The following is a 22,512-nucleotide window of genomic DNA, read 5'->3' as shown; positions in this document are numbered from 1 at the left end:
GAAAGAAATTGGAGGAAACAATCGTGCGTACAACATACATGGCTAAAGCTAGCACTACAGAACGTAACTGGGTTGTTATCGACGCTACTGATGTGCCATTAGGACGTCTTTCAGCTGTTGCAGCAAGCATTTTACGTGGAAAAAACAAACCAACATTTACACCTAACGTTGATACAGGTGATTTCGTAATCATCATCAACGCTGACAAAGTTGCCTTAACAGGTAAAAAAGCAACTGATAAAGTTTACTATCACCACTCAAACCACCCTGGTGGATTGACTGCTCGTACAGCTGGTGAATTACGTGCTAACAACTCTCGTAAATTAGTTGAATTATCAATCAAAGGCATGTTACCTAAGAACTCATTAGGTCGTCGTCAATTTACTAAATTACATGTTTACGGTGGAGCTGAACATCCACATGCTGCACAACAACCAGTAGCAGTAGACATCCAATCACTAATCTAAGGAGGAAAAAGCATTGGCTCAAGCACAATACCGCGGCACTGGACGCCGTAAAAACTCAACTGCCCGTGTTATCTTAGTACCAGGGACAGGAAACATTACAATTAACAAAAAATCAATCGAAGAATATATCCCATTTGCTTACTTACACGAAGTAATCAAACAACCTTTAAACTTAACTGAAACTTTAGGTTCATACGACGTTTTAGTGAACGTTAACGGTGGTGGATTCACAGGTCAATCAGGAGCTATCCGTCACGGAATCGCTCGTGCATTATTAACAGTTGACCCTGACTTCCGTGGAGTGTTAAAAGCTGCTGGCTTATTAACACGTGACCCACGTATGAAAGAACGTAAAAAACCAGGTCTTAAGAAAGCTCGTAAAGCGAGTCAGTTCTCAAAACGTTAATTTTTTACAAGTATTTATTACAAACTCAAAGCACTCTGTATATACAGGGTGCTTTTTTTGTTGAGAACTGACGAACGCAATTCACATGGGTGTTGTTGCTTTAGCAACTTACAGCCATGGGTGCGACGGGCGGAGCCCTAGCCTCAAAACGTTAATCAACACGATTATATCAACGTTTACAGACATTCAAGAATTTTCTCTTGGATGTCTTTTTTTGTTCAAAAAACTAAAGTTCACCCCAAAATTCACCCCAAGTTCACCCTATTGCTTTTTGAGACTTCTAAAGGCTATTTCTCCTGCTGTTTGATTTACTGTTTCTGTAGTATTAACATAAGTCTTCGTTATTTGGATGTCACTATGAGTAAGTGCTTCTGAAATAGCATTTAATGATGTTCCAGCCCGTCTTGCCAAAGTTGCTCCAGTGTGTCTTAATTTGTGAGGAGATGCTGGAGGAAGTTCCGGATGTCTTCTTCGAATAGTATTCATTCGATGATTAAGATAATCAATATGAAGTGGAACGTTAATACCGTTTTTTCTATTGTTGTATGTGAAAACGAATTGCTTTTCATTCTGTCTGATTCCAAATAGCTTTAGTTGCTTTTTTTGTTCTATTTTCCATAAAAAAGATTGATGAAATTCTAAAAAATGACAATAAAAGATTGATTTTTTGACTATGGTTGCGATCTGGTGATTCTTCTTGACTAAGGAAGTCTCTGCGATGGCTATTTTTCTACAGTCTTTACAGCGGAAACGGCGTTTTCTCAATCGAATGAGAGTCTTGTAGCCAGCACAATCGAGGTAGGGGATTTTGGATTCTTTTTGAAAGGCATATTTAGTCATTTGTCCTTGAAGTTGTGACATTTAGAGGGAGGATAATCGAGCTTAGCAATGACTTCTTTATGCGTTCCAGCATCAAGATAAACTAAGATAATAATGTTTTTGTCATTAATTCCAAGTATGTTTGTGATAAAATTTAATTGTTCCATAAGATTCTTTCTAATGAGGGTTTGGTCACTTTTTCATTATAGGTCTTATGAGGCTTTTTTCTACAACAAAATAGACTCCATAATTCCTACAGTGGTTTTACCCACTACAGAAATTATAGAGCCTGAAACCAACGTTTCTGGGCTTTTTTCTTGCTTAAACTATTCTTCTGGCTGAATTTTGTCTGATTGAAAAAAGATTAGAAAATATCTTTTGATTTAATACTTGTATTCTCTTTTTTAATGTGATATAATTATAACGTAGAGGTGAGATATTTATAACAAATGCTACAGTCACCAATCTTTTCTTACAAGAAAATCTGCCATTAGGCACAAGCCTAAAAATTTTACTGTTCAATGTGAACTATTTCTAACAAAGGAGGAATACATCATGTTTAAATCACAAAAAATAGGGCTCATCATTTCGACACTAATGACTAATCTTTTCGTTATTAGCTACGTTTTTCTAGCTACAAACCTCAGTCTTTTGGCTAAAATATTGATTAGCCTTACACCAATTATCGGTAGTGCCATTGGATTTTCTGCCTTCTACTTTAAAGACAGGAAAGAAGAATAAGATGAAACACATCAAAAAATGGTTAATTTGGACTTGGTTACCTGTTATGCTACTACTGTGGCTATTAACTCCGCCAAGTAATTCCCCCTGGGTAAAACACACTGTTTTTCTAGTCACGATTACCATGCAAGGACTTATTTTCTGGCTTGTTTCCAAGGCACAATCTCAAGAAGACGAGGAAAAGTATTTTGGACTGACAGAGAAGTTGTATGGTATGACCTTATTTTCCGCTATGGCCATTTACACTAAAGGTATCTGGATAATCACACCAGCTACTAGTCCTATCTGGCTGAAACACCTTTTTCTAGGTTCTGGCTTGTTTGTCCTCATTCTTTGCTTTCTCTATTTTGCATTAAAAAAAGTTGATGAACAAGCAGACGAGCGTTTCTATATGAACTTGGCAAAGGCAGCCTGCACAACCCTGGTACTGATAGTTCTATCTCTGATAGTGTTGAGCATAGTAACATTTTTCCTTCCCTTCACCCTAAGAACAGGCATGGTTTTGATTTTTACTGCATCCATGATTGTGTTTTTTGACCTGTTTTTCCTCATATTTGAAAAGAGGGGTTAGATATGGGAAAAATTCTAACAAACTTAAAAGCCATCCGAGAAGACTCCCGCATGACCCAGCAAGAATTGGCGGATAAGATTGGTGTACGACGGGAAACTATTCTCCACTTGGAGAATAATCGATATAACCCTTCGCTTGAAATGGCGCTTAAAATCGCACGTGTCTTTGGCATGTCCGTTGAAGATATTTTCCGCTTAAATGAGGAGGTCTAGTCATGAAAAAACAAATTTGTACCCACTGCGGTGCTGACCAATTTGTCGTAAAAAAACAACTGAAAGGTTATGCAGGATTAGTCAGTGAAGAGGCTAAATTCGTTTCAGGAGGTATTGCCCTCTATCATGAAATTTGTCAAAATTGTGGTACTGTTCATAGAAGTTTTGTGAAGGATGTTGAAAAATTATAAGCGATTCTAATTGTGGTTTTAAATATGCTAAAAAGGCCTAGAAAATCGGCTCTTTGTCAACTGTAGTGGGTTGATAAAAAGTTACAACCTGGAGAGGACCAAATTGGTTCTCTCCTTTTTGATATTCAAAGCAATGAGAATTCTCGTTTTAAAATTTTCAAAGTTCCGGAAGCCAAAAGCATTTCGCTTAATGACTTTGATGAGGATATTTGTGGCCTCAAGTTTTGCGTTTGAGTAGGGAAGTACAAGTGCATTAATAATCTTATCCTGATCTCTCAAAAAGGTCCTAAAAATGGTCTGGAAGATTGGATTGACAGAAGAAATAGTTTCCTTGATTAATTCAAAGAAATAATCAGCGTGCTTCTCTTGAAAATGAAACAGTAAGAGTTGATAGAGTTCATAGTGATCTCTAAGATCTTGAGAGTAAGAGAGAAGTTTTTCGAGAATCTCTTTATTGGTTAAATGCGACTGAAATATTGGACGATAAAATCGTTTACTGCTCAGCGTATAGTTATCCTGTTGAATGAGTTTCCAGTAACGTTTCAGTGCTTTATATTCGTGCGATCTTCTATCAAACTGATTCATAATTTGGATGCGTACGCGATTCATTGCTCGACTGAGATGCTGGATAATATGAAAGCAATCGAGAACGATTTTAGCATTTGGAAAAAATTTTCTAGCAATATCGTAGTAGGAACTAAACATGTCTATGGTAATGACTTTCACGCGACTTCTTACCTGTCTAGAATACCGAAGGAAATGATTGCGAATAGTTGCTTGAGTCCGTCCATCTAAGATAGCTAGGATCTTTCTTGTATCGTAGTCCTGTGCAATAAAGCTCATCTTTCCTTTCTTGAAGCTATATTCATCCCAACTCAAGTGTTCTGGAAGGTGAACTGCACCCCAAAAGTTAGATTTTTTGTGTCTAACTTTTGGGGTGCAGTTCAATATTTGAGATGGGGGACTAGTCTATTTTATGGTGTTAATTGGTGTCAATTTTATCCAAATTGTATGATATTTATCTTAATTAGCATTGCTAATTTGTATGATTAGTTTCTTTTTCTCGAAACTTTTAGGAAAGAGTACATGCCTGGGGTTTGATGAGTTCAGAAATCTATAAAAAAACTTAAAGTGTCATCAATAATAGTATTTTAAGTATAAAAGAGCTTATTAGAAAATTGTTCTCGTAGATTCATTACAACATATGCGTATACGATTGTAATTTATATAAAAATGTTTTGTAGACAATTCATTTCAGTAGTACAATATTAGTAAGAAGGAGGTTGTACTATGACTGCACATGATATTTTAAACAATCCTTTCCTTAATAAGGGAACTGCCTTTACCTTAGAGGAGCGAAAGGAACTAGGCCTTATTGGTTTACTGCCACCTTATATTCAAACGATTGAAGAACAAGCGGCGCAAACTTATGCACAAATGCAAACAAAAGCCAATGATTTGGAAAAACGTCTTTTCTTAATGGAAATTTTTAATACCAACCGGACTCTTTTCTATTACCTTTTTTCTCAACATTTAGAAGAATTCAATCCAATTGTATATGACCCAACCATTGCAGATACGATTGAAGGCTATAGTGATCTCTTTGTAGATCCACAATATGCGGGATATCTTGATATTAATCATCCTGAAAATATTGAAGCCACTTTGAAAAATGCTGCCGGGAGTCGCGAGATTCGACTCATTGTTGTAACAGATGCAGAAGGAATCCTTGGAATTGGAGACTGGGGAACAAATGGTGTCGATATTTCTGTTGGGAAATTGATGGTCTATACGGGTGCTGCTGGAATCGATCCTTCGATGGTCCTTCCTTTAGTCATTGATGCAGGGACTAACCGTGAAGAACTTCGTAACAATCCTAATTACTTAGGAAATCGTCACGAACGGGTCCGCGGAGATCGTTACTACGACTTCATTGACCAATTCGTTCAAACAGCAGAACGTCTCTTTCCTAAACTCTACCTTCACTGGGAAGACTTCGGTCGCTTGAATGCTGCGAATATTCTTGAAAAGTACCGGAAACAAATTCCGACCTTTAATGATGATATTCAAGGTACAGGAATCGTTACCTTGGGTGGAATCTTTGGTTCGCTGGATATTAGTGGTGAAAAATTAACAGATCAAGTTTATCTCTGCTATGGTGGTGGTACTGCGGGTGCAGGAATTGCCTCTCGTGTTCTTCGTGAAATGGTGAGTGAAGGTCTCTCCGAAGAAGAAGCTTATAAACGTTTCTTTATGGTTGATAAACAAGGTCTTCTCTTTGATGACATGGATGACTTGACACCAGAGCAAAAACCATTTGCTAAGAAACGTGCTGACTTTAGTAACGCAGACAAGTTGACTGACTTGCTTGAAGTAGTGAAGACTGTGAAGCCAACCATTCTTGTAGGAACTTCAACTCAACCTAATACCTTCACTAAAGAAATAGTAGAAGCTATGTGCGAAAACACAGAACGTCCAATGATCTTCCCCTTGTCAAATCCAACCAAATTGGCAGAAGCTAGTGCCAAAGATTTGATTGAATGGTCAGATGGAAAAGCTTTTGTCGCAACAGGAATTCCTGCTGATACGGTTTCTTATAAAGGTGTAGACTATGTGATTGGTCAAGCAAATAATGCCTTGATTTACCCAGGTCTTGGTCTAGGTATGCTGGCTTCTGAAGCAAGTCTTTTGACGGATGAAATGATTGGAGCAGCGGCTCATTCATTGAGTGGGATTGTCAATCCAGGCCAACCAGGAGCTCCTGTATTGCCACCATTCAAGTATGTAGCAGATGTTTCTATTAAAGTAGCTGAAGCAGTCGCTAAAAAAGCACAAGAGCAAGGTCTTGCGCGTGCTAAGGAAACAGATATGGCCAAAGCAGTTCGTGATTTGAAGTGGTATCCAGAGTATAAATAATTCATTTCTGCTGTCTACCGATAGAGCAGAAAAAACCAGCAACTTTTTTTATGAAGTTGCTGGTTTTGTTTATATCATTTTTATAAAGAAGTAATAAAAGTTAAACCGCCTAATATCACACCAGCTGCATTGGGAATGATAAGGATCCAGTCTTTTTTAGGTTCTTTTGTCCAACCATAGATTACCCAAATTAAACAAGAAGCAGCTGCGAATAGTGGTTGGAATGGTTGAGCTTTTGCTCCTTGTAAGTTAGCGATAATTTGTGGAATATATGCAATAAAGACAAGGACACCAACAAAAGCTCCAATAGATCCGACAAAGCGATTAATTTTTTGTTTAGACATACAATCCCTCCTGAGGTTTTATTATATCAGTAAGGAAAAGATACAGCCAATATTAAGATAAGAAGGAAGAGGATAGAATTGAAAGTTTTGCGTTAAGAAATTTCCCTATTTTAGATACATCTATTCTTATTTTATTGAAATCGAAATCAGAAGAAACTCTTCTGACGGTTGCTATTAAGTGATTTTAAGCTGTCCTAAAAACAAGACTGTTCAAACCAGGTCTTAAGAAACCTCGTAAAGCTAGTCAATTCACATGGGTGTTGTTGCTTTAGCAACTTACAGCCATGGGTGCGACGGGCGGGAGCCCTAGCCTCAAAATGTTAATATCGTTCTATTGCGAAGACGTATTCAAAGCATCCCATAGTTGAAGTATTTTTTCTTATAATCATATTCAAAAACACTATTCTAGAAAGGTACTTTAGAATTCGATTTTAATGATTATTATTTTTTATATATCGTCTATACGATTTTATTTTACAAAAAAAAATTAGTTTATATAGCATAGTATTTGATAAATCAAAATAGAACCATTATAATGTTATGGAATAAATTATGATTATATTTTGATAATCTATATCATTTTGGAGGATGTATGAAATTGAAACAAACTTACGGTTATCGTAAAAGTAAAATTTGTAAATCACTGTGTGGTGCAGTTCTAGGAGTAGTAGCAACAATCTCTGTAGCAGGACAAAATGTCTTTGCTGACGAAGCAACAACTGTGAGTGGAGTAGATACTTCTACTGCGACGGGAAATCCCGCAACGAATCTACCAGAGGCTCAAGCAAATCCTAGTAATGAAGCTATTGAAAGTCAAGCACAGGCTGGTCAAACAACGGGTTCAATCCCAGTTGAAGTACCAACAACAGATGTTGATCAAGCTGTTGAAAATGCTAAAAATGCTGGTGTAAAAGTTGAAAAAGATGAGACTGTTGACAAAGGAACAGTAAAAACTGCTGAAGAAGCTGATCAAAAAGAGACAGAAATCAAAGACGATTATGCAAAGCAAACAGAAGAAATCAAGAAAGTAACTGAACAATACAAGGCTGACGTAGCTTCTAATCAAAAAGAGACTGATCGTATCAATGCGGAAAATAAGGCAATAAAAGATCAGTATGAAAAAGATATGGCTGCACACAAGGCTGAGGTCGAACGTATTACCAATGCTAATGCAGCTGCCAAAGCGGAGTATGATGCAAAATTAGCACAGTATCAAAAAGATTTAGCTGATGTCCAAAAAGCTAATGCAGATGCTCAAGCTTCCTATGAGGCTGCCAAAGAAGCCTATGATAAAGAGTTAGCGGCTATTCAAAAAGCAAATGCTGACAATGATGCGGACTACCAAGCTAAATTAGATGCTTATAATGCTGAATTGGCACGTGTGAAAAAGGAAAATGCAGATGCTAAAGCTGCTTATGAGAAAGCTCTTGCTGAAAATACCGCTAAAAATAATGAAATCAAAGCTGAGAACGAAGCAATCAAACAACGTAACGCACAAGCTAAGGCTGACTATGCAGCTAAGTTACTCAAGTATCAGTCCGCTCTTGCTAAATATCAAAAAGATTTAGCAGATTATCCAAGAAAATTGCAAGAGTATAAAGACGAACAAGCTGCCATCAAGGCTGCTCTTGCAGAACTTCAAAATCATAAAAACGAAGATGGTAACTTGACAGAGCCGTCTGCTCAAAATTTAGTTTATGATTCAGAGCCAAATGCCCAGTTATCATTGACAACTAATGGAAAAATGCTGAAAGCTTCTGCAGTTGATGAGGCCTTCAGTCATGATACAGCTCAATATTCTAAAAAAGTTCTTCAGCCTGATAATCTTAATGTTAGTTACCTTCAACAAGCCGATGACGTGGCTTCATCCATGGAACTTTACGGCAATTTCGGGGATAAGGCTGGCTGGACAACCACTGTCGGCAATAGCACAGAGGTAAAATTTGCATCTGTCCTCTTGGAACGCGGACAAAGCGTGACAGCTACCTATACAAATCTTGAAAAATCTTACTATAATGGTAAAAAGATTTCTAAGGTCGTCTTCAAGTATACACTTGATCCTGATTCAAAATTCAAAAATGTTGACAAGGCTTGGTTAGGTATCTTTACCGATCCAACTCTAGGTGTCTTTGCCTCTGCTTATAGTGGTGTAGCTGAAAAGGACACGTCCATCTTTATTAAAAATGAATTCACCTTCTATGATGAAGATGGTAAACCGATTGATTTTGACAATGCTCTTCTATCCGTTGCTTCCCTCAACCGTGAGCATAACTCCATTGAGATGGCAAAGGACTATACTGGAACTTTTGTTAAGATTTCAGGTTCTTCCATTGGAGAAAAGGATGGCAAGATTTACGCAACGGATACCCTCAACTTCAGGAAAGGTCAGGGTGGTGCCCGCTGGACGATGTATAAGCGAGGCGGTGAAGACGGATCAGGTTGGGACAGTTCTGATGCACCTAACTCTTGGTATGGAGCTGGTGCCATTCGTATGTCTGGTCCAAACAATAGCGTAACAGTAGGGGCTATCTCTTCTACTTTAGTAATGCCTGAATCTCAAATGCCAGTTGTTCCTGGAAGAGATAATACGGAAGCTAAAAGACCAAACATTTGGTATTCACTAAACGGTAAGATTCGTGCGGTCAATGTGCCTAGGGTTACCAAGGAAAAACCAGAACCACCAGTAGCGCCAACAGCTCCAGTAGAACCAACTTATGAAGTAGAAAGTCCGTTGAAACCAACTCCGGTTGAACCAACGTATAAGGCTGATCCAAAGCCACCTACTAAGACGCCAAATAAGCCAGAGCCAACTCCACCGACTCCGCCGACCCCACAATCGGAGCCTAATAAACCAGTTGAGCCAACTTATAAAGAGGTTCCAACGCCACCAGCTGATCCTGTTTATCAAAATCTTCCAACACCACCAGCTGTGCCAACTGTTCATTTCCATTACTTTAAATTAGCAGTTCAACCTCAAGTAAATAAGGAAATCAGAAATAAGGATGATATTGACATCGATAGAACCTTAGTGGCTAAGCAATCTGTTGTGAAATTTCAATTGAAAACAAATGATTTGCCTGCTGGTCGTGATGAGACAACTTCCTTTGTCTTGGTTGACCCGCTACCATCTGGTTACCAATTTGATATGGAGGCGACTAAAGATGCCAGTCCGGGATTTGATGTCACTTATGTTGAAGCAAGTCATACGGTAATTTTCAAAGCGACAGCTGAAACCTTGGATAAGTTCAATGCTGACTTGACCAAGTCTGTGCCAACGCTTTACCCGACAGTAGTAGGGAAGGTTCTTAATGATGGGGCAACCTATACTAATAACTTCACCTTGACTATTAATGAAGCTTACGGTATCAAATCTAATATTGTTCGTGTCACCACACCAGGTAAACCGAATGATCCTGATAATCCAAACAACAATTATATTAAACCACACAAGATTAACAAGAATGAAAATGGTGTTGTAATTGATAATAAGAATGTTCTTGCAGGATCAATGAACTACTATAACTTGACTTGGGATTTAGATCAGTACAAGGGAGACAAGTCTTCCGCTGAAACTATCGCAAAAGGGTTCTTCTATGTGGATGATTATCCAGAAGAAGCACTGGACGCGAATCTAGATTTGGTTAAAATTAAGGATGCCAATGATAGAGAAGTCACTGGGATTACAGTCAAAAACGTTAAGGATATCTCAGAATTAGATCCTCATATCCAAGATTTGTTGAAAAAAGCTGGTATCAAACCAAAGGGTGCCTTCCAATTATTCTTAGCAGATAATCCACAATCCTTCTATGATACTTATGTGTCTAAGGGTATTGACTTGACCATTATTAGCCCAATGAGGGTTAAGGATGAGATGGGCAAGATTGGTGGTAAATATGAAAATAAAGTCTACCAAATTGATTTTGGTAACGGTTATGAGTCTAATGTTGTTGTCAATAATGTGCCTAAGGTAGATCCTAAGAAGGATGTCACTTTTACTTTGGATTCTACTGACAACAGCAGTGTGGATGGTCAAACCATTGGGTTGAAAAAGATTTTCAATTATCGTTTAGTTGGTGGTCTCATTCCAGACAACCACTCAAATGAACTCTTTGAGTACAACTTCTATGATGATTATGATCAAACAGGAGATCAATACACTGGTCAATATAAGGTCTTTGCTAAAGTTGATTTTACTCTTAAAGACGGAAAAGTCATCAAGGCGGGTACCGAACTGACTCAATACACAACATCAGAAGTTGATGAGGTTAAGGGAGCTATTGCCATTAAGTTCAATGAAGACTTCTTGCGTTCTGTTTCAATTGATTCAGCCTTTCAAGCTGAAAGCTATATCCAAATGAACCGTATTGCGGTTGGCACTTTTGAAAATACTTATATCAATACTGTCAATGGAGTAACTTACACTTCAAATACGGTTAAGACAACAACTCCTAATGATCCATCGACTCCAAAAGCTAACGGTTCTCAACCAAGTTCTAGCCAAGAAGCTCTCCCAAATACAGGCGTTACAGACAATGCCTATATGCCATTGGTCGGTCTTATCAGTGCAATGACAAGTTTTGGCTTACTTAGATGGAAACCTAAAAACAATGATAGTAAAAAGAAAAGCAAATAGCACAAAAAGTGTACTAACTCTCAAAAGTTAGACGATTAATTTAAGCAAAGGATTTAGTTCTGTATTTTATAGAACTAAGTCCTTTTTGTTTTAGCTAAACCTTTTTGTTATTAAAATAATCCTGTTTCTAAAATGATAATAGTTCTTAAAGCCGTAGACATTTCTTTTGAGTACTTTGCAGTTTATAGAGTGCTTTTTTCGTTGAGAAGAAATGGACGGATGTGGCTGCAAGAATAAAAATATAGAGAGCAACTCATGACGAAAACAATAGTTAGGAACCGATTTATATTGAATTTTTGTAGACAGTTTTAGGATAAGGTTTGAAAAAAAGGTTGTAAAAATTTAATTCCATGATACTATAGGAAAAAGGAGGAGAAATATGTCAGAACAAAAAAAATCCATTACGATGAAAGATGTTGCCATTGAGGCAGGCGTAAGTGTTGGTACTGTTTCTCGTGTTATTAATAAGGAAAGTGGAATTAAAGAAGTAACGCTTAAAAAAGTTGAACAAGCGATTAAAACTTTAAATTACGTTCCAGATTTATACGCTAGAGGAATGAAGAGAAATCGTACTGAGACTATCGCACTGATTGTGCCTAGTATTTGGCATCCGTTCTTTTCAGAGTTTGCGATGCATGTAGAAAATGAAGTATATAAAAGACAAAACAAGCTGCTTTTATGCTCGATTAATGGGACAGATAGAGAACAAGATTATCTTGATATGTTGCGTCATAATAAAGTAGATGGGATAGTGGCAATTACTTATAGTCCAATCGAAAACTACTTAACTTCAGGAATCCCGTTTGTGAGTATTGACCGTATGTATTCGAATATTGAGATTGCTTGTGTGTCTTCGGATAATGAAGCAGGAGGTCGTGAAGCAGCAAAACAACTAATCCGTAGAGGGTGTAAGCATTTAGCCTTTGTGGGCGGGCATAATACTACTATCAATGAAACTAAACGTCGTAGAATAGCTTTCGAAAATTATGTTCGGGAACACCAGTATCCTTTCAGCGTCTTTGACTTAGATGAGACAGAAGAAGATTATAATGTTAAATTGGAAAAATTTTTATCAAAGAATCCTGATGTGGATGGGATTTTTACAATTAATGACTTATTTGCCCTAGACGTCATCAAAATCTTACAAAATAAGGGAAAGAAGATTCCTGAAGATGTACAAATTATTGGTTATGACGGTATTAAGATGGCAGGGGATAAAGATTATTTATTGTCAACGATTGCCCAACCTTTGGAGGAAATGGCTAGGGAAGCTGTTCGAATCTTATTTGATATTATTGATGGAAAAGCTGTTAATATGCAGACAATGTTACCGATAACATTTATCGAAGGAAATACAACAAAATTTGTTGACAGAAAACGCTAACACTGTTAAAATTAACTCAAATTTAAAAACATTATTTTTTAATTCAAAATTGAAACGTTTCAAATAAAAAAGAAGTTGCGCTGTGCGCTCCTTTTTCTAGGCAAGAATTGAAACGTTTCAAAAAAGGAGATTGTTATGATTAAAACAGTAAAACAAGTGACCTTATGGGAACGAATTAAAAAACAAAAACTTTTGTTATTAATGACAGTTCCTGGATTGGTATTAACATTCGTCTTTAAGTACATTCCTATGTATGGTGTTTTAATAGCTTTTAAAGATTACAATCCTTTAAAAGGTATTTTAGGAAGTGAATGGGTTGGATTCGATGAATTCATTAAATTCTTATCTTCTCCTAACTTTGGAATATTGTTATCGAACACTCTAAAATTGAGCGTTTATGGCTTGTTGCTTGGATTCTTGCCTCCAATCATACTTGCAATTATGTTAAATCAGTTGTTAAGTGAGAAAGCTAAGAAACGCATTCAATTGATTTTATATGCTCCAAACTTTATCTCAGTCGTAGTAATTGTCGGGATGATTTTCCTCTTCTTCTCAGTAGGAGGTCCAATCAATGGTTTCCTTTCGATGTTTGGAATAAAAATCGATTTTCTAACAGATCCTGATTTCTTCCGTCCGTTGTACATTTTAAGCGGTATATGGCAAGGAATGGGGTGGGCTTCTACTCTATATACAGCCACATTGGTGAATGTAGATCCATCATTAATTGAAGCTGCTCGATTAGACGGGGCGAATATCTTCCAACGAATTTGGCATATCGACATCCCAGCGTTAAAACCAATCATGGTCATTCAGTTCATTTTAGCTGCGGGTGGAATTATGAACGTTGGTTATGAGAAAGCATTCTTGATGCAAACATCTCTTAACTTACCGGCATCTGAAATCATTTCAACTTATGTATATAAGATTGGTCTTGTGTCGGGAGATTACTCATACTCAACTGCTGTAGGGTTATTCAATGCAGTTATTAACGTAGTTTTACTAATCTCAGTAAATCAAATTGTAAAACGTATGAATAATGGTGAAGGGATTTAGGTGAAAGATATGAAAAAATCATATATGGATACGCAATTTGATAGACGAATTTTAGTATTAAATAAGATTATCATTGCTTTTATTGTTTTAATCACCTTGGTTCCAATGATTTATATTATTGTAGCGTCATTTATGGATCCAAAGGTCTTAGCGACTAGAGGGATTAGTTTTAACCCTGAAGACTGGACAGTAGAAGGGTATAAACGAGTTTTTAGTGACCAGTCCATTTTAAGAGGGTTTCTGAACTCTCTCTTATACTCATTTGGATTTGCAACTTTAACGGTTCTTCTTTCTGTATTTACAGCATATCCTCTTTCTAAGAGAAATTTAGTAGGGCGTAAATGGATTAACTATTTCTTAATTGTCACAATGTTTTTCGGTGGTGGATTAGTTCCAACGTACTTATTAGTTAAAGACTTGGGAATGTTGAATACACCTTGGGCAATCATCGTACCTGGTGCGGTGAATGTATGGAACATTATTCTTGCTCGTGCGTATTTCCAAGGATTACCAGAAGAGTTAGAGGAAGCAGCCGTAATTGATGGAGCAAATGATATACAGATTTTCTTCAAGATTATGCTTCCATTAGCAAAACCAATTATGTTTGTACTTTTCTTATACGCTTTTGTTGGTCAATGGAATTCATACTTCGATGCAATGATCTATATTAAGGATCCAAACTTAGAACCATTACAACTAGTTCTTCGTAAAATCCTGATTCAAAGTCAGCCTGGCCAAGATATGATTGGTGCACAAGCTGCTTTAAATGAAATGAAGCGATTAGCAGAATTAATTAAATACGCAACGATTGTTATCTCAAGCTTGCCATTAATCGTTATGTATCCATTCTTCCAAAAATACTTTGATAAAGGTATTATGGCCGGCTCACTTAAAGGGTAATAAATATAAAAAAATAAAATACTAAAGGAGTTTTATTATGAAATTCAATAGATTTACCAAATCAGCATTAATTTTGGCAGCCAGTTTAACTGTCCTAGCAGCTTGTGGCTCAAGCAATAAAGCCTCAAGTCCAGATTATAAATTGCAAGATGTGTCTTTCCCTCTAAAGGAAACTAAGACATTGAAATTTATGACAGCAAGTTCACCATTAGCACCAAAAGATCCAAATGAAAAACTAATTTTACAACGTTTGGAAAAAGAAACGGGTGTTCATATCGAGTGGACAAACTACCAATCTGATTTTGGTGAAAAGAGAAACTTAGATATCTCAAGTGGAGACCTTCCAGATGCTATTCATAATGATGGTGCATCAGATGTTGAATTAATGAACTGGGCTAAGAAAGGTGTGATTATCCCTGTTGAAGATTTAATCGACAAATACATGCCAAACCTTAAGAAAATTCTAGAAGAAAAACCAGAGTACAAATCATTAATGACGGCTCCTGACGGACATATTTATGCCTTCCCATGGATTGAAGAATTAGGAGACGGTAAAGAGTCTATCCACAGTGTAAATGACATGGCATGGATTAATAAAGATTGGTTGAAGAAACTAGGGCTTAAAATGCCAGAAACGACTGATGAATTAATTGCTGTGTTAGAAGCCTTTAAAAACGGAGACCCTAACGGAAACGGTGAAGCTGATGAAATTCCATTCGCATTCATCAACGGAAACGGAAACGAAGACTTCAAGATGTTGTTTGGAGCATTCGGTGTAGGAGATAACGATGATCATATCGTTGTTGGAAATGACGGAAAAATTGACTTTACAGCTGATAATGATGATTACAAAGAAGCCGTTAAATTCATCCGTACATTACAAGAAAAAGGCTTAATCGATAAAGAAGCTTTCGAAAATGATTGGAATAGTTATATTGCAAAAGGACATGACCAAAAATTTGGTGTTTACTTCACATGGGATAAAAGTAATGTAACTGGTAGCAACGATAGTTACGATGTATTACCAGTTCTTGCTGGACCAAGTGGTAAGAAACATGTTACTCGTACAAACGGTATGGGATTCAACCGCGATAAAATGGTTATTACTAGTGCAAACAAAAACCTTGAGTTAACTGCTAAATGGATTGATGCACAATATGCACCACTTCAATCTGTACAAAACAACTGGGGAACTTACGGGGATCCGAACCAACAAAATATCTTTGAATTTGACCAAGCAACAAACAGCTTAAAACACCTACCATTAAACGGAACTGCTCCTGCTGAACTTCGTCAAAAAACAGAAGTTGGTGGACCTCTTGCAATCCTAGATTCTTACTATGGAAAAGTGACTACAATGCCAGACGATGCTAAATGGCGTTTAGACTTAATCAAAGAGTACTATGTTCCTTATATGAGCAACAACAACATTTATCCACGTGTATTCATGACACAAGAAGACTTAGATAAACTTGCTCACATCGAAGCAGATATGAAAGATTACATCTATCGCAAACGTGCTGAATGGATTGTAAACGGAAATATCGATCAAGAGTGGGATGCTTATAAACAAGAACTTGAAAAATATGGGCTTTCTGAATACTTAGCAATCAAACAAAAATATTACGATCAATATCAAGCAAATAAAAAGTAGAGGTTAAATATGAGTGGTAAAAAGTATACTGTAGAAGAAGCGAATCTTTTCATTGAGAAAAATAAGCATTTAGTAAATACTCAGTACAAGCCAGAAGAGCATTTTACCGCTGAAATAGGATGGATTAATGATCCAAATGGATTCGTTTGTTTTAGAGGAGAATATCATCTCTTTTATCAATTCTATCCGTACGATAGTGCATGGGGTCCAATGCACTGGGGACATGCAAAGAGTAAGGACTTGATTCATTGGGAGCATTTGCCTGTAGCACTTGCTCCTGATCATGACTATGATCGAAATGGATGTTTCTCTGGTTCAGCGATTGTAAAAGATGATCGCCTCTGGATTATGTACACAGGACATATTGATGAAGCGGGAAGGATTCGACAATTACAAAATATAGCCTATTCGGATGACGGGATTCATTTTACAAAGATTTCAGGAAATCCGGTGATGACAGGTGCCGATTTACCGGAAGAATTGATTGTATCGGAATTCCGGGATCCAAAACTCTTCGAGAAAGATGGACGCTACTATTCCGTAGTCGCTAGTAAGCATAAAGACAATGTCGGCTGTGTGGTGCTACTTGGTTCAGACAACTTAGTCGATTGGAAATTTGAGTCTATCTTCTTAAAAGGAAAAGAGCATCAAGGATTTATGTGGGAATGTCCTGATTACTTTGAGTTAGATGGGAAAGGATGTTTAATCGTTTCTCCAATGCGCTATAAACGCGACGGAGATTCGTTCCATAATATTAATTCATCCGTTTTTCTTACAGGTAGAGTAGATTGGGAAGAAAAGAAATTTATTCCTGAAACAGTAGAAGAGATTGATCACGGTCAAGACTTCTATGCTCCACAAACATTAGTAGATGATAAGGGACGTCGTATTATGATTGCTTGGATGCAGACATGGGGACGTACGATTCACTCTCATGTTCAACAACATAAGTGGGCAGGTGCAATGACTTTACCAAGAATTCTTCACTTTAAGGATGCAAAGCTCATTCAAACACCTATCCATCATGGACAGTATCAAATTCAAATTGAAGGCGACTGTCAGTATCGCATTGGAAATGAGACTGACTATCTTGAGTTTGGATATGATAGTACAGCACAACAGGTATATATTGACCGTAGTACTCTTGCTCAAAAAATTGTTGGGGAAGAAGAACAGGACACAAGTAGACGGTATGTAACGATAGAGGCTAAAGAACTTGAAGTCTTCTTAGACAAAAACTCCATTGAGATTTTTGTAAACCATGGTGAGGCAACTCTGACAGCTACTTTTTATCTAACAGTAACTGCTGTATTATCTAAAATGTAGAAATCATGGTTATTTTCTCTTAAAGTATCAAAAGCAACGGATGACATCCGTTGCTTTTGTTTTATTTTAAAACTCATGAATCAAACGGGAATGTGGTATAATCACTACAAATAGTTTCTAAGGAAGTGTCGATAATGAAAATTATTGTAGATCGTGACTCCGTCTCTGCAGGAGATGACATGTATGGACATGAAGAGACATTTGACGTATGCGAATCCATGACGGTTGCGGATTTTTTTAATTTTGTGAACAGCAATGGATACTTAGCCCACATAATCGGGAACGATGTGGCGTGGATTCTTCAAAATCAGACTGGTAAAATCGGAGCCTATTATACAAAAACGGGAGAAATCACTCATCCAGAAGTAAAGCTGAAGGATAAAATTGACGAAGCAAATGGTGATATTCAGTTTGATGTGCGTTATTATAGCAATCCGGAATTAGCGAGAAAACAAAACTAGGAAAACTAAGATGAATCAAGAAGCTTTTTTAAATCAAATCAATCAAGAGGGATTTTCGTTTTCGATTGATATTACTCGCTGGGGATTTTCAGATTTTAAATCAGTCGTGCGCAGACGCAGAGTCTCTGAATCAGAGTTATACCAGATGTTTTTGGAGTATTGTGAAGAGTTGGAGCGAACTCTTCAAGAGGCAGCGGATTATCGTCGTATGATGTTCAATAAATATCCTGTGAGCCCAGTACATGATAAATATAAAACACGTTTCGATGCTGTGTCTCCAAACGAACGCGAATTCCGGTTCGAATTTGTGTTTGGTAATGATAATCATTTGAAAGTTTATCATTTATACGAAACCGTCAACGGACGTAGGAAAAAGACATTCATGGATGTTATCGGATCCGTAATCGACTCATTGTAAAAGAAATAGGAGGAAAAGAAATGGAACCAACAGCACTAAAATGGGTATTCTACCGAGAAGTGGATGTCCCACGTGATATCGAAGAAATTCTTGTGACAGGAGAGGTAGCAGACCGCGCCTTCAAAACCGTACGAGATGTGGCAGTATTCACCAACAAACGCCTGATTGTAAAAGACGTTCAAGGGTTAACTGGAACAAAAGTAGAGATGTATTCCTTACCTTATAGCGCGGTAAATACGTGGTCTACAGAAAATGCGGGAATCCTCGATTACACCGCAGAAGTGGAACTATGGACTAGAGCTGGCCATATTAAGATTGAATTGAAACGTGGTATCGATATTCGCGAATTCGAACGGTTACTAGCAGAGTATATTCTCTAAAACACATGGGTTGTCTGTTGCTTGTGGGACAGATTCCTTTAGCGGTAAGCTCAATGCATTGCTTTTCAATGAGGACAATGCTAGAATGAGTCATGTAATTAAATATTTAAGATCTTGGGAGTCTCGTTAGGGAGGCTGAGAGTGTGATATACAGACCAATATTATCTGATCAACTTCATGGTTGCGTAGAGAGTATCTTACAAAGTCGACAGTACCACTGTGTACATATCTATACAGGTGAACCCCCTTTCAGGATTGAAAAGATCTGAAGGGGGTTTTTTATGTCTCAACATGTTTCGTACGGGAATTGCCGTGTGGGTGTTCCAGGCTCACATCTAGCAATAACCGGCGCAAGGTTTAATTTGGCACCGATGTCAGATGATTTTATCGACATCATTCTTGGGGCCATCAGGCAAGTGGATTTGTCCAATGTATGGGCAAAGACGGATCATACTTCTACCATCTATCGTGGGGGAAGTGTAGAAGTTTTCGATGCGTTAAAAGCTTGTTTTATTGGTAGTTATCGTCCGGGAGTTCACTGCTCGCTGGAAGCCACTCTTTCAAAAGGATGCCCTGGGGATGTAGATGAGGATACACCTTTATCGTTTGATGGGAGTCGAATCAATGAAGATCGTTCTCAAGCGACTCATTTTCCTGTTATTGGGAAATTCGCAGTCTATCCGATGGGGTCCGATAATTATATGAAGACCATCGAGAAAGTGGTGAATCTAGGGATTGATCAAGGAACGATTACTGGAACAGGGCATTATGTTACTTTTCTAGGAGGGGACGTTCACGAGGTGTTTGATTATTTGGAACAAGTTTTTAAGATTTTAGAGCAAGATGTGAGTCATTTTGTGATTCAAGTGACATTATTATGCAATGTACCAGGGGGAGAAATTGATGAATAAAAATAAATTAGAACTAAAGGATTACTTATTTATTAGCTTAATTTGTGTATTGTTTGGGGTGTTTTATTTACTCGCAGTTTATGCAGGAGGCGCGCTTTCTGCCACACTAGCACCGATGGGACTCGGGATGCTAGGATATGAGCCATTTTACGGAATCTGGTTTATGGCTCCAGTATTCACGCTTTACTTTATTCGAAAACCAGGGATTGGTATTATTACAGAAATTATTGCAGCCGTGATTGAAGTGTTGCTTGGGAACATGTTCGGTATTATCGTTGTGGTTAGTGCCTTTATCCAAGGGCTAGGAGTAGAAATGGCCTTCATGACGAAGAAATACGGCGATATTACTTATGGAACCACAATGTTAGGGGCCGTTATTACGACCGTCTTTACATTCCTTTGGACAGGATTCCGTAGTAATTATTTAGCATTAGATTGGAAGCTGGTTGCCGCTATTTTTGTGATTCGTTTAGTTTCTGCCCTAATCTTTACAGGATACTTAAGCAAACTCTTATGCGACCAAATGGTAAAAACAGGAGTGGTCAAAGTTCGTGGCTAATCCTGAAATTGTCCTCCAATTGAAAAATGCGACTTTAAGCGTTCAAAATCGAGTGCTGTTCTCCAATCTGTCCATGCAAATCCATTCGGGAGAAATTGTATTAGTCATTGGAAGAAGTGGAGTTGGGAAAAGTAGCCTTATGAATGTGATTAATGGAGTCTATCCAAATGGGGACACAGAAGTTCAATGTGAAGGATTAGAAATTTTAGGACATTCTCTTCTAACGTTAAATCACTTGGAGAGAACGAAATATGTACGCTCTATTTTTCAAAATGCAAGACTCTCGTTTGCGATGGAGACACCGTACGAAGAAATGATTTTCATATTAGAAAATTTTTGTTTCCCCATTGAAACGATGGAGCAGAGAGTGCACGCTCAGGCAAAAAAATACAAGTTGGAAGAATTGTTACACCGAAAGTTTGCAAGTCTTTCAGGGGGAGAACTTCAAAAAGTGGCCTTTGCTTGTGCCAGCTTAGTAGATGCACCGCTTTATCTAATGGATGAGCCATTTGCAAATATCGATGAAGAAAGCATTCCGTACTTTATCGAGCAAATAAAACGGTTGAGCAAGGAAGGAAAAGCGATTTGTATCATTGACCACCGATTGGATTTTTGGGAGTGGGTCAATCGGTGGTATCTCTTAGAAGATGGTGGAGAATTGAAACAAATCGAACTTCCTCTAAAGGAGAAAGATAAGATTCTCCTAGAAGAGAGTGGAAATCTGTGTTCATTACCATTCAACAGTAAGAAAGAGATAGAAAATGCCAAACTACTATTGAAAGTCGAAGATGTTTCGGTGTTTGTAGAAAAAGACAAACCGCTTCTTAAGCATATTCATCTTGAACTTCATGAAGGGGAGATGATGGCTCTTATTGGACCGAGTGGAAGTGGGAAAACAAGTTTCTTCAAAGCTCTTTTAAAGCAACTCCCTTATTTAGGAAACATTGAACTGCAAGGCCACTCTTTATCGAAGGTGAAGAAGAAGGAGTTATTTCAAAAAGTTGGACTTGTTTTTCAAGATCCGACCCTTCAATTTGTGGCTGCGAAAGTTTTAGAAGAACTGAAAGTCACTTTTCCAGGCGAAGCAGAAAGTCGTCTCGAATCGCTGTTAGAAGAATATTCCTTAAAGCAAACTAAGGAATTATCTCCTTGGCTTCTGAGTCAAGGGCAACAGCGCAGGCTCGCTTTTTTAACGATGACTGGAGAGGGGAAAGTCCTACTATTAGTGGATGAACCGACTTACGGGCAAGACATGAAAAATGCGATAGCTATTATGAATGCATTGCAGCAATTATGCCAAGAGGGAGTAGCTTGTCTATTTACTAGTCATGACCGTAGACTAGTGCGTCAATACGCGCAGAAGGTGATGCACATTCGTCACCGGACCATGGAGGTAGAGACGAATGAAGATGAGAATTAATCCAAGCGTACAATTAGGAGTTTCGTTTTTACTTTCCATGGTTATCCTTTTTACAAAATCATGGAAACTGAATGGAATGATGATGCTAGCATCCATCGTAATAATAGTGTTGTTCAGACAACAACCTTGGGGACGCGTTGTAAAACTCGGACTGGGGTTACTGATGATTACCTTGACGTATTTTCTGTCAGTCTATTTTTATCCAAATGAGAATCTATTGGTTCAAACGGGACCAGGTGGCGTATTTTCTGTAGCTTTGGAATTAAGTAGTCGAATTCTTGCGCTTGGTCTTGTAGGAATTAGTCTATCAACATCCATTGAGAAAAATGAATTTGTTGCCAGTCTCATCCAGCAATTGAAAGTTCCGGTGGCGATTGCTTACAGTATTCTTGTAGCCATCAATTTTCTGACACTGATTCAAACAGAATATGAGCAGTCGAAATTAGCGTTACAAATCAGAGGGATTTCTGGGAGTGGAGTTTACTTAAAAGCCCTCACAACCATGATGATTCGTTTGATGCGACAATCCGAGTATACTGCCATGGCGATGGAACTGCGTGGATTTTCCCCAGATAGAGTGCAAAAAATTCAACTGGAAATTTCCATTTTAGATTTAATTTACAGTAGTTTGATGGTATCTTTTATCGTTATCGTCATATGGCTACAACAATAAAACCAAAGAGTCACAATTGTGGCTCTTTTTCTATTTGTAGAAGAAGATTGACCCTCCGAAATGTAAGCGCTAT

General features: G+C 37.7%; 21 protein-coding genes and 2 pseudogenes. 20 read left to right on the top strand and 3 right to left on the bottom strand.

The features are described 5' to 3' along the window. Nucleotides 1-23: 23 nt before the first annotated feature. Both rplM and rpsI read left to right on the top strand, forming a co-directional pair. The gene (rplM, locus tag NQ540_RS06165) at nt 24-467 is read left to right on the top strand and encodes a 50S ribosomal protein L13 (RefSeq protein WP_039848825.1); all 444 of its coding nucleotides are present in this window, start codon (nt 24-26) and stop codon (nt 465-467) included. Between the two features lie 13 nt (nt 468-480). Beyond that, nucleotides 481-873: a 30S ribosomal protein S9 gene (gene rpsI / locus NQ540_RS06160; RefSeq protein ID WP_005605904.1), complete on the top strand. Its 393-nt coding sequence runs from the start codon at nt 481-483 to the stop codon at nt 871-873. A gap of 261 nt (nt 874-1,134) precedes the next feature. On the opposite strand, the pseudogene NQ540_RS09725 reads toward rpsI, so the two are convergent. Then, nucleotides 1,135-1,859 (bottom strand): annotated as a pseudogene (locus NQ540_RS09725) (tyrosine-type recombinase/integrase). Nucleotides 1,860-2,247: 388 nt separating this feature from the next. Here NQ540_RS09725 and NQ540_RS06145 point away from each other — a divergent pair. From NQ540_RS06145 to NQ540_RS06130, 4 genes are read left to right on the top strand one after another with little or no spacing between them, the layout of a single operon-like run. After that, nucleotides 2,248-2,433: a hypothetical protein gene (locus NQ540_RS06145; RefSeq protein ID WP_039848823.1), complete on the top strand. Its 186-nt coding sequence runs from the start codon at nt 2,248-2,250 to the stop codon at nt 2,431-2,433. 1 nt (nt 2,434) lies between these two features. Next, entirely contained in the window at nt 2,435-3,004 is a 570-nt protein-coding gene (locus NQ540_RS06140) for a hypothetical protein (RefSeq protein ID WP_039848822.1), read from the top strand. A 2-nt stretch (nt 3,005-3,006) separates the two neighbouring features. Continuing rightward, nucleotides 3,007-3,216 carry a helix-turn-helix transcriptional regulator gene (locus NQ540_RS06135; protein WP_005605896.1) on the top strand — a complete coding sequence of 70 codons (210 nt, stop codon included), beginning with the start codon at nt 3,007-3,009 and terminating at the stop codon, nt 3,214-3,216. A gap of 2 nt (nt 3,217-3,218) precedes the next feature. Continuing rightward, nucleotides 3,219-3,407 (top strand): hypothetical protein, encoded by a 189-nt coding sequence (locus NQ540_RS06130; protein ID WP_005605894.1) that lies wholly within the window; start codon nt 3,219-3,221, stop codon nt 3,405-3,407. 81 nt (nt 3,408-3,488) lie between these two features. Here NQ540_RS06130 and NQ540_RS06125 read toward each other — a convergent pair. Beyond that, a pseudogene (locus tag NQ540_RS06125) lies at nt 3,489-4,298 on the bottom strand (ISL3 family transposase); the annotation flags it as partial. A gap of 399 nt (nt 4,299-4,697) precedes the next feature. On the opposite strand from NQ540_RS06125, the gene NQ540_RS06120 reads away from it, so the two are divergent. Further along, complete coding sequence (locus tag NQ540_RS06120) at nt 4,698-6,323, top strand: malolactic enzyme (protein ID WP_005605890.1); 1,626 nt, start codon at nt 4,698-4,700, stop codon at nt 6,321-6,323. Between the two features lie 80 nt (nt 6,324-6,403). On the opposite strand, the gene NQ540_RS06115 is transcribed toward NQ540_RS06120, so the two are convergent. Next, a complete protein-coding gene (locus NQ540_RS06115) occupies nt 6,404-6,667 on the bottom strand; it encodes a SemiSWEET family transporter (RefSeq protein ID WP_005605887.1) in 264 nt (87 codons plus the stop codon). Between the two features lie 592 nt (nt 6,668-7,259). On the opposite strand from NQ540_RS06115, the gene NQ540_RS06110 reads away from it, so the two are divergent. The 13 genes from NQ540_RS06110 to NQ540_RS06050 all read left to right on the top strand — a co-directional run bounded on the left by NQ540_RS06110 (nt 7,260) and on the right by NQ540_RS06050 (nt 22,439). Further along, nucleotides 7,260-11,300 (top strand): GbpC/Spa domain-containing protein, encoded by a 4,041-nt coding sequence (locus NQ540_RS06110; RefSeq protein WP_005605884.1) that lies wholly within the window; start codon nt 7,260-7,262, stop codon nt 11,298-11,300. A 379-nt stretch (nt 11,301-11,679) separates the two neighbouring features. After that, nucleotides 11,680-12,684: a LacI family DNA-binding transcriptional regulator gene (locus NQ540_RS06105; protein ID WP_005605883.1), complete on the top strand. Its 1,005-nt coding sequence runs from the start codon at nt 11,680-11,682 to the stop codon at nt 12,682-12,684. A gap of 135 nt (nt 12,685-12,819) precedes the next feature. After that, complete coding sequence (locus NQ540_RS06100) at nt 12,820-13,737, top strand: ABC transporter permease (protein ID WP_005605880.1); 918 nt, start codon at nt 12,820-12,822, stop codon at nt 13,735-13,737. A gap of 9 nt (nt 13,738-13,746) precedes the next feature. Beyond that, nucleotides 13,747-14,637: a carbohydrate ABC transporter permease gene (locus NQ540_RS06095; RefSeq protein WP_039848907.1), complete on the top strand. Its 891-nt coding sequence runs from the start codon at nt 13,747-13,749 to the stop codon at nt 14,635-14,637. Between the two features lie 37 nt (nt 14,638-14,674). Then, complete coding sequence (locus NQ540_RS06090; protein WP_005605874.1) at nt 14,675-16,291, top strand: ABC transporter substrate-binding protein; 1,617 nt, start codon at nt 14,675-14,677, stop codon at nt 16,289-16,291. A gap of 9 nt (nt 16,292-16,300) precedes the next feature. Then, nucleotides 16,301-17,617, top strand: coding sequence for a glycoside hydrolase family 32 protein (locus NQ540_RS06085; protein WP_005605872.1), 1,317 nt, complete (start codon nt 16,301-16,303; stop codon nt 17,615-17,617). A gap of 134 nt (nt 17,618-17,751) precedes the next feature. Beyond that, nucleotides 17,752-18,078 (top strand): hypothetical protein, encoded by a 327-nt coding sequence (locus NQ540_RS06080; RefSeq protein ID WP_005605869.1) that lies wholly within the window; start codon nt 17,752-17,754, stop codon nt 18,076-18,078. A 10-nt stretch (nt 18,079-18,088) separates the two neighbouring features. Then, on the top strand, nt 18,089-18,496 hold the full coding sequence (locus tag NQ540_RS06075) for a hypothetical protein (RefSeq protein ID WP_005605866.1): 408 nt from the start codon (nt 18,089-18,091) through the stop codon (nt 18,494-18,496). Between the two features lie 20 nt (nt 18,497-18,516). After that, nucleotides 18,517-18,876 carry a PH domain-containing protein gene (locus NQ540_RS06070; RefSeq protein ID WP_005605863.1) on the top strand — a complete coding sequence of 120 codons (360 nt, stop codon included), beginning with the start codon at nt 18,517-18,519 and terminating at the stop codon, nt 18,874-18,876. A gap of 281 nt (nt 18,877-19,157) precedes the next feature. Continuing rightward, nucleotides 19,158-19,787 carry a YkoF family thiamine/hydroxymethylpyrimidine-binding protein gene (locus NQ540_RS06065; RefSeq protein WP_005605861.1) on the top strand — a complete coding sequence of 210 codons (630 nt, stop codon included), beginning with the start codon at nt 19,158-19,160 and terminating at the stop codon, nt 19,785-19,787. Beyond that, complete coding sequence (locus NQ540_RS06060) at nt 19,780-20,346, top strand: ECF transporter S component (RefSeq protein WP_005605859.1); 567 nt, start codon at nt 19,780-19,782, stop codon at nt 20,344-20,346. The genes NQ540_RS06065 and NQ540_RS06060 overlap by 8 nt, the downstream gene beginning before the upstream one ends. Further along, entirely contained in the window at nt 20,339-21,766 is a 1,428-nt protein-coding gene (locus NQ540_RS06055; RefSeq protein ID WP_005605856.1) for an ABC transporter ATP-binding protein, read from the top strand. Before NQ540_RS06060 ends, NQ540_RS06055 begins: the two co-directional genes overlap by 8 nt. Continuing rightward, a complete protein-coding gene (locus NQ540_RS06050) occupies nt 21,750-22,439 on the top strand; it encodes an energy-coupling factor transporter transmembrane component T family protein (RefSeq protein ID WP_005605852.1) in 690 nt (229 codons plus the stop codon). Before NQ540_RS06055 ends, NQ540_RS06050 begins: the two co-directional genes overlap by 17 nt. The last annotated feature ends 73 nt before the right edge of the window (nt 22,440-22,512 follow it).

The organism is Granulicatella adiacens ATCC 49175, from assembly GCF_025150565.1.
GTDB classification, from domain to species: Bacteria; Bacillota; Bacilli; order Lactobacillales; family Aerococcaceae; genus Granulicatella; species Granulicatella adiacens.
This window is presented reverse-complemented; position numbering and strand designations above follow the sequence as displayed.

Bases quoted from the DNA above. Each gene is read 5' to 3' on its own strand.
- NQ540_RS06145 (WP_039848823.1), top strand. From the start codon at position 2,248: ATGTTTAAATCACAAAAAATAGGGCTCATCATTTCGACACTAATGACT.
- NQ540_RS06140 (WP_039848822.1), top strand. From the start codon at position 2,435: ATGAAACACATCAAAAAATGGTTAATTTGGACTTGGTTACCTGTTATG.
- NQ540_RS06135 (WP_005605896.1), top strand. From the start codon at position 3,007: ATGGGAAAAATTCTAACAAACTTAAAAGCCATCCGAGAAGACTCCCGC.
- NQ540_RS06130 (WP_005605894.1), top strand. From the start codon at position 3,219: ATGAAAAAACAAATTTGTACCCACTGCGGTGCTGACCAATTTGTCGTA.
- NQ540_RS06120 (WP_005605890.1), top strand. From the start codon at position 4,698: ATGACTGCACATGATATTTTAAACAATCCTTTCCTTAATAAGGGAACT.
- NQ540_RS06115 (WP_005605887.1), bottom strand. From the start codon at position 6,667: ATGTCTAAACAAAAAATTAATCGCTTTGTCGGATCTATTGGAGCTTTT.
- NQ540_RS06110 (WP_005605884.1), top strand. From the start codon at position 7,260: ATGAAATTGAAACAAACTTACGGTTATCGTAAAAGTAAAATTTGTAAA.
- NQ540_RS06105 (WP_005605883.1), top strand. From the start codon at position 11,680: ATGTCAGAACAAAAAAAATCCATTACGATGAAAGATGTTGCCATTGAG.
- NQ540_RS06100 (WP_005605880.1), top strand. From the start codon at position 12,820: ATGATTAAAACAGTAAAACAAGTGACCTTATGGGAACGAATTAAAAAA.
- NQ540_RS06095 (WP_039848907.1), top strand. From the start codon at position 13,747: ATGAAAAAATCATATATGGATACGCAATTTGATAGACGAATTTTAGTA.
- NQ540_RS06090 (WP_005605874.1), top strand. From the start codon at position 14,675: ATGAAATTCAATAGATTTACCAAATCAGCATTAATTTTGGCAGCCAGT.
- NQ540_RS06085 (WP_005605872.1), top strand. From the start codon at position 16,301: ATGAGTGGTAAAAAGTATACTGTAGAAGAAGCGAATCTTTTCATTGAG.
- NQ540_RS06080 (WP_005605869.1), top strand. From the start codon at position 17,752: ATGAAAATTATTGTAGATCGTGACTCCGTCTCTGCAGGAGATGACATG.
- NQ540_RS06075 (WP_005605866.1), top strand. From the start codon at position 18,089: ATGAATCAAGAAGCTTTTTTAAATCAAATCAATCAAGAGGGATTTTCG.
- NQ540_RS06070 (WP_005605863.1), top strand. From the start codon at position 18,517: ATGGAACCAACAGCACTAAAATGGGTATTCTACCGAGAAGTGGATGTC.
- NQ540_RS06065 (WP_005605861.1), top strand. From the start codon at position 19,158: ATGTCTCAACATGTTTCGTACGGGAATTGCCGTGTGGGTGTTCCAGGC.
- NQ540_RS06060 (WP_005605859.1), top strand. From the start codon at position 19,780: ATGAATAAAAATAAATTAGAACTAAAGGATTACTTATTTATTAGCTTA.
- NQ540_RS06050 (WP_005605852.1), top strand. From the start codon at position 21,750: ATGAAGATGAGAATTAATCCAAGCGTACAATTAGGAGTTTCGTTTTTA.